Origin of the sequence: Pannonibacter phragmitetus DSM 14782, from assembly GCF_000382365.1 — a bacterium.
GTDB lineage: Bacteria > Pseudomonadota > Alphaproteobacteria > Rhizobiales > Stappiaceae > Pannonibacter > Pannonibacter phragmitetus.
Genome location: NZ_KB908215.1, coordinates 592,302 through 606,443 on the forward strand (window position 1 = coordinate 592,302; position 14,142 = coordinate 606,443).

At 63.6% G+C, this 14,142-nt stretch carries 14 protein-coding genes; 6 read left to right on the forward strand and 8 right to left on the reverse strand.

Going from position 1 to position 14,142, the window contains the following annotated elements; translation table 11 throughout:
- Positions 1–155: 155 nt before the first annotated feature.
- Positions 156–1,256, reverse strand: a complete 1,101-nt coding sequence (locus H163_RS0102710; RefSeq protein ID WP_019963006.1) for a quinone-dependent dihydroorotate dehydrogenase — start codon at positions 1,254–1,256, stop codon at positions 156–158.
- Between the two features lie 10 nt (positions 1,257–1,266).
- Positions 1,267–1,611, reverse strand: a complete 345-nt coding sequence (locus H163_RS0102715) for a DUF952 domain-containing protein (RefSeq protein ID WP_019963007.1) — start codon at positions 1,609–1,611, stop codon at positions 1,267–1,269.
- A 206-nt stretch (positions 1,612–1,817) separates the two neighbouring features.
- On the opposite strand from H163_RS0102715, the gene H163_RS0102720 reads away from it, so the two are divergent.
- The 3 genes from H163_RS0102720 (at position 1,818) to H163_RS0102735 (ending at position 4,962) form a co-directional block, all read left to right on the forward strand.
- Positions 1,818–2,468: a S24 family peptidase gene (locus tag H163_RS0102720; protein WP_026355378.1), complete on the forward strand. Its 651-nt coding sequence runs from the start codon at positions 1,818–1,820 to the stop codon at positions 2,466–2,468.
- Positions 2,469–3,555: 1,087 nt separating this feature from the next.
- On the forward strand, positions 3,556–4,617 hold the full coding sequence (locus H163_RS0102730; RefSeq protein ID WP_115336406.1) for a helix-turn-helix transcriptional regulator: 1,062 nt from the start codon (positions 3,556–3,558) through the stop codon (positions 4,615–4,617).
- Between the two features lie 75 nt (positions 4,618–4,692).
- Positions 4,693–4,962 (forward strand): DUF6460 domain-containing protein, encoded by a 270-nt coding sequence (locus H163_RS0102735; protein WP_019963011.1) that lies wholly within the window; start codon positions 4,693–4,695, stop codon positions 4,960–4,962.
- Here the strand turns inward: H163_RS0102735 and H163_RS0102740 are convergent.
- Together H163_RS0102740 and H163_RS24260 are read right to left on the reverse strand one after the other, a co-directional pair.
- Positions 4,954–5,916 carry a histone deacetylase family protein gene (locus H163_RS0102740; protein WP_019963012.1) on the reverse strand — a complete coding sequence of 321 codons (963 nt, stop codon included), beginning with the start codon at positions 5,914–5,916 and terminating at the stop codon, positions 4,954–4,956. The genes H163_RS0102735 and H163_RS0102740 overlap by 9 nt on opposite strands.
- Before the next feature lie 44 nt (positions 5,917–5,960).
- The gene (locus tag H163_RS24260) at positions 5,961–6,875 is read right to left on the reverse strand and encodes a GntR family transcriptional regulator (protein WP_019963013.1); all 915 of its coding nucleotides are present in this window, start codon (positions 6,873–6,875) and stop codon (positions 5,961–5,963) included.
- Positions 6,876–7,003: 128 nt separating this feature from the next.
- Between H163_RS24260 and H163_RS0102750 the strand changes: the two genes are divergently transcribed.
- Together H163_RS0102750 and H163_RS0102755 are read left to right on the forward strand one after the other, a co-directional pair.
- Complete coding sequence (locus tag H163_RS0102750; RefSeq protein WP_019963014.1) at positions 7,004–8,101, forward strand: isocitrate/isopropylmalate dehydrogenase family protein; 1,098 nt, start codon at positions 7,004–7,006, stop codon at positions 8,099–8,101.
- 11 nt (positions 8,102–8,112) lie between these two features.
- A complete protein-coding gene (locus H163_RS0102755; RefSeq protein ID WP_019963015.1) occupies positions 8,113–8,847 on the forward strand; it encodes a transporter substrate-binding domain-containing protein in 735 nt (244 codons plus the stop codon).
- Between the two features lie 43 nt (positions 8,848–8,890).
- Here the strand turns inward: H163_RS0102755 and H163_RS0102760 are convergent, their stop codons facing one another.
- The 3 genes from H163_RS0102760 to H163_RS0102770 are packed head-to-tail and all read right to left on the reverse strand — an operon-like array spanning position 8,891 to position 12,013.
- Positions 8,891–9,874: an Hsp33 family molecular chaperone gene (locus tag H163_RS0102760; RefSeq protein ID WP_019963016.1), complete on the reverse strand. Its 984-nt coding sequence runs from the start codon at positions 9,872–9,874 to the stop codon at positions 8,891–8,893.
- A gap of 10 nt (positions 9,875–9,884) precedes the next feature.
- Positions 9,885–10,808 (reverse strand): ornithine carbamoyltransferase, encoded by a 924-nt coding sequence (gene argF, locus H163_RS0102765; RefSeq protein ID WP_026355380.1) that lies wholly within the window; start codon positions 10,806–10,808, stop codon positions 9,885–9,887.
- 2 nt (positions 10,809–10,810) lie between these two features.
- Complete coding sequence (locus H163_RS0102770) at positions 10,811–12,013, reverse strand: aspartate aminotransferase family protein (protein WP_019963018.1); 1,203 nt, start codon at positions 12,011–12,013, stop codon at positions 10,811–10,813.
- 423 nt (positions 12,014–12,436) lie between these two features.
- Here H163_RS0102770 and H163_RS0102775 point away from each other — a divergent pair, with 423 nt between their 5' ends.
- Positions 12,437–13,009 (forward strand): GcrA family cell cycle regulator, encoded by a 573-nt coding sequence (locus tag H163_RS0102775; RefSeq protein WP_026355381.1) that lies wholly within the window; start codon positions 12,437–12,439, stop codon positions 13,007–13,009.
- A 434-nt stretch (positions 13,010–13,443) separates the two neighbouring features.
- On the opposite strand, the gene phoB is transcribed toward H163_RS0102775, so the two are convergent.
- On the reverse strand, positions 13,444–14,142 hold the full coding sequence (gene phoB, locus H163_RS0102780) for a phosphate regulon transcriptional regulator PhoB (protein WP_019963020.1): 699 nt from the start codon (positions 14,140–14,142) through the stop codon (positions 13,444–13,446).

Genomic DNA, 14,142 nt, shown 5'->3' on the forward strand with positions numbered 1-14,142 from the left:
AAGTACAAATGAGAGAGGCCGGAGTTCAACAACTCCGGCCTCTTCGCAGTTTCCATACCAAGGCTTTCGATGCTGACGCATCACGCCTTGAAATTGCTCAAGCGCCGCGCGGGCTTGACCAAATCCCGATGAGTCAAGCTCGTCGGGATTTGGTCTCAGTCGAGGTTTTCGCTCGCCCAGGCATCCACATTGACCGAGCGCAGCGCGGCGAGACTGGAGAAGCCACCGCGTTTCAGTTCGCCATCCAGATGCTTGAGGATGGCGGGAACCAGTCCCGGCCCCTTGTAGACCAGTGATGAATAGATCTGCAGCAGCGTTGCCCCGGCGGTGATCTTGACCAGAGCCGTCTGCGGACTGTCGATGCCGCCAACTCCGACAATCGGAAGATCCGGCCCCACCAGCTTGCGCGCGCGGGCCAGGATGATCGTGGCCCGCCGGAACAGAGGACGCCCGGAAAGCCCGCCCGCTTCCTGCGCTGTCTGCGTGTCCTGCAGTCCTGCGCGCGACAGCGTGGTGTTGGAGACGATCAGCCCGTCGACCTTGTGGGTCAGCACCGCTTCGGCAATGTCTTCCAGCCCTTCGGCGGAGACATCCGGCGCGATCTTCAGGAGCACCGGCACCTTCCTGCGTCCCGCCAGCAAGCTCTGCGCATCGCGCTCGGCCATCACGGCCGACAGCAGCTCATCCAGCGCCGCCTTGGCCTGAAGATCACGCAGGCCGGGCGTGTTGGGCGAGGAAATGTTGACGGTGAAATAGGACGCAAGATGCGCGAAGGTGCGGATGCCGGCCACATAGTCGGCCACCCGGTCCGCCGCATCCTTGTTGGCCCCCACGTTGACGCCAAGGATGCCGTCCCTGCCCTTGCGCGCTTCCAGCCGGGCCAGCAGCGCCGCATGCCCCTCGTTGTTGAAGCCGAAGCGGTTGATCACCCCCTGATCGGCCGGCAGGCGGAACAGGCGCGGGCGCGGATTGCCCTCCTGCGGGCGCGGCGTCACGGTTCCGGCCTCGGCAAAGCCAAATCCCATTCCGAGGATCGCATCCGGCACTTCGCCGTTCTTGTCAAAGCCGGCAGCCATGCCAAGCGGGTTCGGGAAGCTCAAACCCAGCACGTCCTGCCGCAGGGAGGGCAGGCTGGTGTTGGAAAAGCGCGGATAAACCCCGCTGGCGAGCGCGCGGATCGTCACGCCATGGGCCGTTTCGGCGTCGACACAATGGAGAGCCCGGAGGGTCAGGCGATTGGCAAGGGACTGGAACATGGGCGTGAGATCACTTCGTAAGGTCAGGAAACACATGCTGCCCATCCGGGCCGAGCGGCAGCGCCTCGACCCACAGGGCACAGGCCGGATCGAAGCTGGCGTAAAGATGCGGGAACAGCGCGCCGCCGCGCGAGGGCTCCCACTTGACCGGCTGCCCGAAAGCCTCGCTGTCGAAGGCTGCCAGCAAGAGGTCCTCCTGTCCGGCAAAATGTTTGGCTGCCGTTTCGCGCACCTGCTCCGCCGTCGAGAAGTGGATGTAGCCATCGGCAAGGTCGACCGGCGCGCCATCGAACCTGCCCCGGCTCACGGCATCATCCCAGAGGTTGCGCGTCAGTATCTTGAAAATCACCGTCATGCCGGTCCGCCCATGTGCTTTGAAGGAGCCTCTGAACTGGCCCCTGTGCGTTGGTTGAGGCGGACCCTAGTCCGGGATTTTGCATTGGACAACCAGCACGCACCACAGGATCAACCGCCTATTCATTTGCATCAGGAATATTTGCCAATATCAATGGCATTCAAAGGGATTTATTCCTGATGAGGCAGCACGTGGAGGAAAGAACCATGCTCTCGCACGAGCGCGTCTGGGCAGCGATCGACGCCCTGGCCACACGCAAGCGTCTTTCGCCCTCGGCCCTCGCGCGCCGTGCCGGGCTGGATCCGACCACCTTCAATCCGTCAAAGCGGGTCGCCGGCGATGGCCGCCCCCGCTGGCCCTCGACAGAGTCTCTTGCCAAGATACTTGAGGCAACAGGTGCGCAGCTGTCCGACTTTGCACAACTTGTGGAGGGTGACGCAATCCTCACACCCGTGAAAACAGCAAACGGCATAACCATGCCCTTCGCCCGCCTCTGCGAGGCTGGAGACGGCGCAGGCCTTTTCGACGCAACAGGCCACCCGGCAGGCGCCGGCTGGGACGAGATTTCCTTTCCGGATGATCTGGGCAGTAAGGTTTATGCGCTGGGTGTGGGCGGCGATGACTATCTGCCGCTTTACCGGGACGGGGACATTATCGTCATCGCACCGGGCATTCCCATCCGCCGGGGCGACCGGGTTGTGCTGCGCTTGTTGAGCGGTGAAATGATGGTCGGCAGCTTCGTGATGCGCACGGCACGGCGGCTGGAGTTGCATACGCTGGGCGCGTCGGGCACCATTACCGCAATGGACCTCGACAGCATCGCCTGGATGGCGCGGATCGTCTGGGCCAGTCAGTAGATCAGGATGGCAAGAAACGGAACTGCATGACCGGAAGGGAAATCGGACGGGTGCTCCCGTGGCATCAGGTGCTGTACGGTGCACTGGTTTGCATGCTGGCGGCGGCAGCCACACCTGTCTTCGGCCAATCAGCCGTGCGCAATGTTTCACCGCCCGGGGTTGCTATTCCTCAGGTGACGGCCCCGCTGCAGCGGATCGAGCATCCCCGCCCTCAGGCCGCCCGTCATACCGAAGCTGCGGCCCTGCCTGAGCGCAATTTTTACCTCGCCCGGCCTCTGGTGCTGGAAAAGGCAACACTCACCTCCGGCAAGCTGACCGTCGAACTCGCCCATATTGCCGGACTGGCTGCTTCAGAGACTTGTCAGAGCGACAGCGGCCAGTCATGGCCCTGCGGCGCAAGGGCTCTGACGGCTCTGCGCGCATTGCTGCGCAGTCACAGGGTAGACTGTGAGCCGGTGGCGCCGCTGGGACCCGGACAGATCTCCGCAACCTGCAGCAGAGGTTCAGTGGATCTTGGGTTCTGGATGCTGCAACAGGGCTGGGCACAGGCCACTGCCGGTGCGCCCGAAGGTTACGCAGCAGCTGAAGCTGCGGCCCGCAGCGCAGGGCTGGGCCAATGGCAGCGCATGGATTTTGAGCCACTTCCTCAGACCATCCTGCCCCCTCAGTCAGTAATGAGGGGCCTTCCGGATGAAGCGGCACCACCGCAGCTGCCGGCCAGCGCCGGGGCAAACGGGACCGGGGAGCCCGCCGGAGCCGCTCAGATCCCTGCGTGGGAAAATCCGTTCGATGTGCCGGAGGCGGGTTCCGCGGAAGGACCGGAGATACCATCTGCCGATGCCCGCCGCCTTCTGCCTTCCCCTTAATGGCCGAGGCAGAATCCACTAGGCAATCTTCCCTTCTTTCCTGATGCAACAGCTCAGGCATGATGAGCGGTCACTGTGGGAGCGGCGGCTGACCGGCGATGAAGCGTGAGCGCCCAGCATGCCGGGATTGTTGATTGAAGCTGACGGAAAATTGACATGTTGCGCCAGCGCGGGAGTTGTATCATCCTATGCAATCACAGGATGAAGACGGGGGAGCACCAATGGATAAGTCGATGCCTCGCCGCATGGTAGAGGACTGGTGCCGCGCAGACACGCTGCAGTCACTGGAACTCATCTGCGAGGAAAAAGGCCTCGATTGGCCCCGCATTGCCCGGCGTTTTGGCATTGCTCCGGAGACGGTTCATCAGACCGGTGCGACCGTTCCCTACCGGATCGCTCTTTCCATTTGCGAATTCGTGGCGGCTGAAACACGGGACGACGCCATCATTCTGGATGTGGCCTCGAGCATGCCCACAGGCGTGTTTTCAACCTTCGACTACGTGGGCCTGTGCGCCCCCAACCTGCGTGCGGGCATACGCAACTGGGTCCGCTTCCTGCCATTGCGCTCCAACAGCTACGGCCTCAGTTTCCGTGAGGACGAGGATTGGGGCATCATCGAGTGGATTGTGCCGGACCGCAACATGCCCCGCACCCAGCACACATTTGAACGGATAGCCTGGGCGGCCAGCCGGGTCGAATATGCAACGCAGGACCCGCAGGTGCAGCTGCGCATCGACATCAGCCAGCCAGCGCCGCGATGCCGGTCCGCCTTTCAGGAGCGCTACGGCAGCCGGCTGCGCTTCGGACAGCCTGTCGACCGGATCCTCATCCCCGCGAAATATCTCGACCGGCCAACACCGAACAGCGAGCAGAACCTCTACAGCATCGTGGAGCAGGCTGCGATCCGGGAGATGGAAGAGTTCCGCGTTCAGAGCGATCCCCTCGTGCGCGTGGCCGATGCCATCAACGAAAGCCTCAAGGCAGGCGCGGTCAGCCTCGAGCATGTGGCCAGCGAACTGGGCATGTCGCAGCGCTCGCTGCAGCGCCTGCTGGAGGCGGAGGGAACTTCGTTCCGCAAGCTGACGGAAACGATCCGGCGCAACATGGCCGCCCGCTATCTGCGCGACACGTCACTGCCGCTGAAGGAAATCGCCTTCCTTCTGGGCTTCTCGGAGCTCTCGGCCTTTTCCCGCGCGGTGAAGACCTGGTACGGCGTGCCGCCCAAGGCTGTGCGGCTGCATGGGGCAACTCCGGCGCCGCTCAGCTGGCAAGCTGCCGACTGAAACTCACTTGGGGGATGCGGAACGGCTGGCGAATCCCTATGTTGAGGCGCAGACGCTGCTTCAAGGGAGTTCGGCATGTCCGGTGGCCTCAACAAGTTTCTGGGTGACAGTCCGGCGCGGGTGCTCCTGCGCCTCGTGTTCCTGTCGCTTGTGGTCGGCGTCATCCTGTCGGCGCTGAACCTTGACCCGCTGGGTCTCTTCGATCTGCTGATCTCCTTCGTCCAGCGCCTCTGGAACATGGGCTTTTCCGCCATCGAGCAGGTCTGGCGCTATCTGGTGCTTGGCGCCGTCGTGGTGGTGCCGGTGTGGCTGGTCATGCGGCTGATGGCCAGCCGCTCAAGCTGACAGAACGGATGTTTCGCGGGCGACCGTGGCTGCCGTCCGCAACAAGGTGAGATGCCGGCACACCAGTTCGTCAATATCCGTGGAATAGCCGCCGCCCAGCACCCCGGCCAGTGGCAGGCCGAGACGGCGCACGGTGCGGATGACATGCTCGTCTCTCAGCCGCAGCCCTTCATGGCTCAGCGCCAGCCGCCCGAGCTTGTCGCCCGCAAAGGGATCAACTCCGGCATTGTAGAACACGATGTCCGGCTCGGCCCGGTCTATCACCTGCGGCAGATGCTCCGCCAAAAGGTCCAGATAAGGGGCGTCCGTCAGCCCGTCTTCCAGCCCCAAATCCAGATCCGATGGCACCTTGCGCACCGGATAGTTCTTCTGCGCATGCATGGAGAAGGTGAAGACGGAGGGATCGTCTGCGAAGATATCCGCCGTGCCATCACCCTGATGCACGTCCAGATCCACCACCAGAGCGCGGCGGATGACGCCATCGGCCTGCATCACCCGGATGGCGACGGCTACATCGTTGAAGACGCAGAATCCTGCGCCATGCGCCTTGCGGGCATGATGGCTGCCGCCTGCCGTGTTGCAGGCAAGGCCGTGTTCCAGCGCCAGATAGCCGGTCAGCACCGAGCCGCCGGTGGCGCAGCGCCCGCGCAGAGCAATGCTCTGCGTCATCGGAAAGCCGATCTCGCGGGCAATGGCAGGCGGCACTGCCGTGCTGAACACCTGCTCCACATAGGCCGGATCATGGGCCAGCGCCACCCACTCGGCAGGAGCAGCCCGTGGCTTCAAGAACTTGCCGGCGGGCACCAGCCCTTCGGCCAGCGCCAGCTCCGCCACACGGCGGAACTTGTTCATGGGAAAGCGGTGCTCTTCCGGCAGCTCGGCACAATAAGCCGGATGATGGACAACAGGAGGAAGCGGCGGGGCGGCGGGCAAGATGAGATTCATGCCAGCCATTATAGATCTGCCTCAGCCTGTTTCCAGAGCAGGCCCACCGTCTTTCAGGAACGCTCCGGGCCGTCCGGCGGCACAATGAAGCCAAGCGCCGACAGGCTGTCACGCACCTGGCGGAGATGGCTCTCCATCTCCTGTGCCGCGCCCTCGCAATCGCCCGTCTCAAGCAGTTCCAGAATGCGCAAGTGCTGCCGGGCCTGCCGGTAATAGCGCTCCCGGTCCTCCATCGCCTGATAGGTCAGCAGCCGGCGCAGCCGGTTCACGCGCACGAGGGTCTGCAGCATGAAGGGGTTTCCCGCACCCGTCATCAGTGTCTCGTGAAACTGTGCGCCCCGCAGATAGAGCGTGTCGGGCGGAACACGGTCGATGCCGCCCTCCAGCAGATCGTGCTCCACGCGGCGCAACCGGGCAATGTCCTCCAGGGGCAAACGGTAGCCCGGCAGCCGCAGGGCACCCGGCTCAAGGATCAGCCGCAACTGTGTCGTATGGGCAAGAGCATCCGGCGCCGTCAGTTCGGTGTTGATGTCCCAGCCATAGCCGGCGCGCTTTTCGGCAATGCCTTCGCGGATCATGCGGCCCATCAGATCCGCCGTCTGCCTCTTTGTCAGTGCAAACCGGTCGCGCAGTTCCTGCTCCGTCACCCTCGGCCCGATGGTCCGGCTGGCCAGCAGTCCTGCCAGTTTCAGATAGGCGGCGTGGATCGGATCCTGCGCCGCAGGGGGCGCGGCGGCATGGGTGCCGTGAACGAAGAAGCCGCGATTGGGCTCGTGCCTGACACGTCCTGCCTCAGCCAGCTGTTTCAGCGCCTGCTCAACCGGCCAGCGGGACACCGCGAAACGGCGCGCCAGCTCACCGGTGCGCAGATGCGCTCCTGCAGGCAGCGACTCGGCTTCGATGAAGGCCGCGATATCGGCCGCCAGATGGGAACTTATGCTGCTGCGCGAGGTGGACGAAGCGGTCAATGGCAGTGCTTTGGCTATGCATGGGAAGACAGGCTTGCACCCTATCACGGCGGCACCCTGTTTTGATATTGCATTTTTAAATCTAAAAATGGATATATGCAGGATCGAACGCAACACTGGAGCCACGCATGACTGCCCAGCCATCCGCCCCTGTTTCCCTGCTGGTCCTCAATGGCGATGGCATCAGCCCCGAGATCACCACGGCCACGCTGAAGGTGCTGGATGCGGTGCAGCGCCGGCTTGGCCTGCGGTTTCAGGTAAACCGTGCCGAGGTCGGGCTGCGCCCGCTCGCCGCACAAGGCACCACCTTTCCCGCTGGCCTGCTGGAGCTGGCCCGGGCGGCCGATGGCGTGATCCTGGGCCCGGTGTCCCACAACGACTATCCCCCCGCCTCGGAAGGCGGCATCAATCCGTCTGGGCATCTGCGCAAGCATCTGGATTTGTTTGCCAATATCCGCCCCGCGAAATCTCATCCCGACTTCCCTGCCCGCTGCGGCGTGCCGGTGGATCTGGTCATCGTTCGGGAAAACACCGAAGGCTTTTACGCCGACCGCACCATGTTCGCCGGGACCGGAGAGTTCATGCCCACCGAGGATGTGGCCATCGCCATGCGCAAGGTCACGCGGCAAGGCTCCCTGCGCATTGCCGAGGCCGGCTTCCGCATGGCCCGTCAGCGCGGCGGCAAGCTGACCGTGGTGCACAAGGCAAATGTCCTGCGTCTCAGCGATGGGCTGTTCCTGTCCTGCACACGCGAGACTGCCAAGGCATATCCCGATGTTCAGGTGGAGGAAGTGCTCGTCGACGCGATGGCGGCATTGCTGGTGCGGGATGCCTCCGCCTTTGACACGATCGTGACGACGAACATGTTCGGCGACATTCTTTCGGATCAGGCAACCGAAATCGCGGGGAGCATCGGCCTGGCAGCCTCGCTGAATGCGGGGACGAACCATGCAATGGCACAGGCCCAGCACGGCTCTGCCCCTTCGATCGCGGGACAGGACCGGGCCAATCCTGCGTCTCTGATCAATTCTGCAGCCATGCTTCTGCGGTGGCTGGCGGAACGGCGGCAGGACGCGCGGCTGGATGAAGCAGCCGGATTGATCGAAGCTGCGGTCACCCGCGTCATCGCCGTGCCGGAATGGAGAACCGGCGACATGGGAGGTCCGCTCGGAACTGCAGCCTTCACTGCGCGTATTGTTGAGGCTATTGAGAGCAGCAGCATCTGAGGAGACGCCGAATGACAAATGACGGACTGAACGCGCTTTTCGCTCCAACAGGGGTGCTGCGGGTGGTGATCAACACCGGGAACGCAATCCTGACAAGGCCAGGCGAAGGGCAGCTTCCCGCCGGTGTTTCGGTTGACCTTGCCCGGGCCTTTGCCGCCGAACGCGGGCTGGAGCTGGAGCTTCTGCCGGTCACGAATGCCGCAGCCTCCGTGGCTCTGGTGGCTGAGGAGCGCGCCGACATCGGCTTCTTCGCGGTCGATCCCACACGGGCAGAGGTGGTTGCCTTCACCAACCCCTGGCTCCTGATCGAGGGCTGGTATCTGGTGCGGGAGAACTCACCCATCACGGCGCTGGAGCAGGTGGACCGTCCGGGCATCCGGATCGCCGTGGGCCGTGGCAGCGCCTATGACCTTTATCTCAGCCGCGCCATCCAATCAGCCACTTTGGAAAAGGTGACCACGTCACAAGAGGTCGTGGACTTCTTCATGCGTGAGAACCTGGAAGTCGCGGCAGGTGTCCGCCAGCAGCTGGAAGCAGATCAGCGGCGCGTGCCGGGATTGCGGCTGCTGCCCGAGCGTTTCATGGTGATCAAGCAGGCCCTCGGCGTGCCCGCAGGCCGGGATCCCCGCCTGACCGGGGTGCTCAACGCCTTTCTTGCCCGCTCCCGCAGTTCCGGCCTGATCGCGGAGCTTCTGGAGAGCAACAGGACGGAAGGCGCCGTCATTGCCGGGCCGGAGGCAGCCTGAAAAAGCGCCCGCCCTTCCACAGGGCGGGCAGCCTCCATGACTTTCAGACGGCCTCGGCCTTGAACTCGTAGACGGCGCTGCAGAATTCGCAGGTCACCACCACCTTGCCGTCCACAACCATCTCCGCCTTCTCCTCTTCGGAGAAGCTCTGGAAGATGCCTTCGATCTTCTCGCGCGAGCAGCGGCAGCGGTCGGCGATGGGCTGGGCGTCATAGAGGCGCACGCCGCGCTCATGGAACAGGCGGAACAGCAGCTCCTCGACCGGGATGTCCGGATCGGTCAGCTCGTCATCGCGCACGGTGCCGGTGAGGCTGCGAGCCTCGGTCCAGGCATCATCCTCATCAATGCTGTGCTCTTCCACGCCTTCCGGCATGTCTCCGGGGTGGAGATCGGCCTGACGCATGCGCTCCGGCGCTTCCGGCAGAAACTGCACGAGAATGCCGCCGGCAGTCCACTGCTGGCTCGGGGCCTCGCCCTCACGGCGTGTGAAGAGACGGCCAACAGCAAGGCGAACTTCGGTCGGGATCTGCTCGGAGCGGGCGAAGTAGCGGCGGGCCACCTCTTCCAGCGAAATGCCATCCAGCTCCACCAGCCCCTGATAGCGCTGCATGTGCTTGCCCTGGTCGATGGTCATCGCCAGATGGCCACGGCCCAGAAGCGCTGCCGCATCGCCATGTTCCCCTGCCGCGCCCGGCGCAAAGGCTTCCGGCTCGAAGCGGGCATAGGCGCGGATGGCATCGGGTGAGGAGAAATCCACCACCAGCATGTTCACCGGACCGTCGGTCTGGGTCTGCAGCGTGAAGCGGCCCTCAAACTTCAGCGAGGTGCCGAGCAGCGCCGTCAGCGCAATCGCCTCACCCAGCAGGCGGGCCACCGGCGCAGGATAGTCATGCCGGTCAAGGATCTGGTTCAGGATGGGGCCAAGCGCCACGGCGCGGCCGCGCACATCCAGCCCTTCCACGGAGAAGGGCCGGACGGCATCGGTGCCCGCAGGCGTCACGCCATAGGATGCAAGATCAAGTGCCACGTTTACGTCCTCAAAGGCCGTTGAAACACCAGGCCAGAATGCCCTTCTGGGCATGCAGCCGGTTCTCGGCCTCGTCAAAGACCACAGAATTGGGTCCGTCCATCACGTCCGAAGTCACTTCCTCGCCGCGATGGGCTGGCAGGCAGTGCATGAACAGGGCATCCGCATGGGCTTCCGCCATCAGCCGCTTGTTCACCTGATAGGAGCTCAGCAGGTTGTGACGGGTTGCCTCGTCGTCGTCGCCCATGGAAACCCAGCAGTCGGTGATGACGCAATCGGTGCCCTTCACGGCGGCGAAGGGATCATCCGTCACGACGATGGAAGCACCTTCCGCACGCGCGGCTTCAATGAGCGCAGACGGCGGCGCCAGTTCCGGCGGAGTGGCGATGCGCAGCTCGAAATCCATGCGCGAAGCCGCGTGGACCCATGAAGCCAGCACATTGTTGCTGTCGCCGGTCCAGGCCACGGACTTGCCCTTGATGGAGCCGCGATGCTCTTCAAAGGTCATCAGATCGGCCATGATCTGGCATGGATGCGAGCGCTTCGTCAGGCCATTGATGACCGGAACGGTGGCGTTCTCCGCCAGTTCGGTCAGATCATCATGGTTGAGGATGCGGATCATGATGGCATCAACGAAGCGGGACAGCACCCGGGCCGTATCGGCGATGGTCTCGCCCCGGCCCAGCTGCATTTCCGCGCCGGTCAGCATCAGCGTTTCACCGCCAAGTTCACGCATGCCCACGTCGAAGGAAATGCGGGTGCGGGTGGAGGGCTGCTCGAAGATCATCGCCAGCACCTTGCCGGCCAGCGGGCCTTCACCGCGGCGGACACCGTTGCGCTCAGTCTTCAGCTTGCGCCCGAGGGCCAGAATTCCGCGCAGTTCCTCACCGTCAAACTGCGTCAGATCGAGGAAATGACGCCCATTCGCAGACATGTTCACACCCCATCCCCTTCCTTGGCCAGATCGGCCTCCACGGCCGCTGCGGCCGCCTCGATGCGGGCCACAGCCTCGCCGATTTCCTCATCCGTGATCGTCAGCGGCGGCAGGATACGCAGCACGTTGTCACCGGCGGGAACCACCAGCAGACCATTGGCGCGCACCTTGGCCAGGACTTCCGTATTCGGGCGGACACATTTGATGCCGAGCATCAGCCCGCGCCCGCGCACATCCGCAAAGACGTTCGGATGGGCGTCGATCACGGCCGCCAGCCGCTGTTTCAGCAGCAGGCCCTTGCGCTGCACTTCTTCCAGGAAGCCCGGCTCCAGAATGACGTCCAGCACCGCATTGCCCACGGCCATGGCCAGCGGATTGCCGCCGAAGGTGGTGCCATGCGTGCCAGGCACCATGCCGGCGGCAGCGGCTTCCGTCGCAAGGCAGGCACCCATCGGGAAACCGCCGCCGATGCCCTTGGCAACGGCCATCAGGTCCGGCGTCACGCCCGCCCATTCATGAGCAAAGAGCTTGCCCGTGCGGCCCACACCGGTCTGGATCTCGTCGAAGATCAGCAGCAGGCCTTCGGCATCGCAGATCCCGCGCAGCTTGCGCAGGAACTCTGCATCCACCTCACGCACGCCGCCCTCGCCCTGAATGGGCTCGATGCAGAGCGCTGCAGTGGTGGGGCCGATGGCCGCCTTCAGCGCATCAAGGTCACCGGTCTTCACCTGATCAAAGCCCGGCGCCTTCGGGCCGAAGCCTTCCATATACTTGGCCTGACCGCCCGCCGCGATGGTGGCAATGGTCCGGCCGTGGAAGGCGCCTTCAAAGGTGATGATGCCGATCCGCTCGGGGCGGCCATTGACATAGTGATAGCGCCGCGCCGTCTTGATGCAGGCTTCCATTGCCTCCGCGCCGGAGTTGGAAAAGAACACCCGGTCCGCAAAGGTGGCATCCGCCAGCCGCTGACCGAGCTCTTCCTGCCCCGAAACCTTGTAGAGATTGGAGATGTGCCACAGCTTCTCGGCCTGCGCCTTCAGCGCATTGACGAGATGGGGATGGGAATGACCCAGCGAATTCACCGCGATTCCCGACCCGCAGTCGAGAAAGCGTCGCCCGTCAGCGGTCTCCAGCCAGACGCCTTCTCCGCGGACGAAATCCAGGTCCGCCCGTGCGTATGTGCCGAAAAGTGCCGACGCAGTCATTTCCCTTGCTCCTTCAGGTAGTTAAGCGCGCCTTCCGCATGGGGTTCATGCCAGGGCGTCTACCATCAACGGGTTCTCAAAACGAACTGTGCCGCCCTCGCAGGCGGCACACCGAACAAGGACCGTTTATACAACGCTCTTGCCTATGGGTGTCAATGCAAATGGCGCATTTCCGCCATTGCCGCAGAAGGTAAAAGTCAACCCCGGTTATCTGGGGAAAAGTCGTTTCGTCCCCGGTTCATGTTTGCCCTCAACTTGCCTCGCCTTCGCCGCCCATTGTAGTGTCCAACCAGTCGGATACGACATGTCGTGCTGTAGTTCACCAAATCATACTGGATATGGCCACTAAGGCGCGGACCACGCGTGCCTTAATTCATGGTTAATGCGTAAAATTCTACAGCCGCAAACGACGGGGTGCGACAGATGAGCTGGACTGACGAACGCGTAGATCTCTTGAAGAAGCTTTGGACGGACGGTCTGAGCGCGAGCCAGATTGCTGCCGAGCTTGGCGGCATCACGCGCAACGCTGTCATCGGCAAGGTTCACCGCCTTGGCCTGTCGGGCCGTGCCAAGACGGCGGCCCCGGTCACCAAGCAGCGCCGCCCGCGCAGCGCAACGGCGCCGGTGACGGCAGCCGCCGTGCCGCAGCAGACCACGGTGCAGGCCACCTCCACCATCCGCACGCCTTCGGCAGGAACGCCCCAGCTGCGCGGCGCCACGGCGCTGAAGATGGCACCGCAGGAAGATGTGGCCATTGACGTGGAAGCTGCACCGCTCGCCGAGCTGGTGCCCTTCACCGAGCGCGCCACGATCCTCACCCTCACCGAGCGCACCTGCAAATGGCCGATCGGTGACCCGTCCTCTTCAGATTTCTATTTCTGCGGCCGCCATTCGGAACCCGGCGTTCCCTATTGCCCGCAGCACTGCCGGATCGCCTACCAGCCGGTCAACGACCGCCGCCGCGCCGCCCCGGACAAGAAGGCCCTTCGCGGCTGATGCTTCAGAGGGGGCCAACCAGCACCCCAAACGGCTCCCTCACCCAATCAAGCCTGCCCGCTGCGGCAGGCTTTTTTGTTGGCTGAAGGTGGGGACGGTATTGAGTACCGGCGCAAAAGGCTCCGTCAGAAGGGACGAGAGCCACCGCCGAAACCTCTCCGCTGTCATCCCCGCGCATGCGGGGAACCAGTACCCCCCGTCTTCAAATTTCAAACTCAGACCAACTCACAACGAACCTGGCTCACCGTGTGCTGCTCAAGCCCTTGTGGCGATTGAGCATGATGGGCAGCATCTCAGAGCCTTGGCTTCAGAGCGCACTGGATCCCCACCTTCGTGGGGATGACACGGAGAATAACGGCGGCACAGAGAGCCTCCAAAAACTAAAAGGCCCGCACGGATGGCGGGCCTTTCAATGATTGAGACTGCGAAGTGGATCAGCTGGCGACGGCGAACTGATCGTTGAAGGCATAACCAGCGCCACGGACCGTACGGATCGGGTCCTTCACCTTGCCCTTGTTGATGGCCTTGCGCAGGCGGCCGACGTGAACGTCGACGGTGCGCTCATCCACATAGACATCATGACCCCACACGCCATCGAGCAGTTGCTCGCGGGAGAAGACGCGGCCTGGCGAGGTCATCAGGAATTCCAGCAGGCGGAACTCGGTGGGCCCCAGGTGGATTTCCTTGCCGTTGCGGCGGACGCGATGGGTTTCCTTGTCCAGCTCCAGATCGCCGGACCTGAGCATGGTGGACACCACTTCCGGACGGGCCCGGCGCAGGATGGCGCGCACGCGGGCCATCAACTCCGGGATCGAGAAGGGTTTCACCACATAGTCATCGGCGCCGGTGGCCAGACCCCGGATGCGCTCGGCCTCCTCGCCGCGTGCCGTCAGCATGATGATCGGCAGGCGTTCGGTTTCGGACCGGGCCCGGACGCGGCGGCACAGTTCGATGCCGGAAAGCCCCGGCAGCATCCAGTCCAGCAGCAGCAGGTCCGGCTGCGTTTCCCGCAGCCGGATTTCGGCGTCATCTCCCCGGTCACAGGAGTCCACGTCGTAGCCTTCCGCTTCCAGATTGTAGCGCAGCAGAAGGCTCAGGGGCTCTTCGTCTTCAACGATCAGAACCTTGGGCAT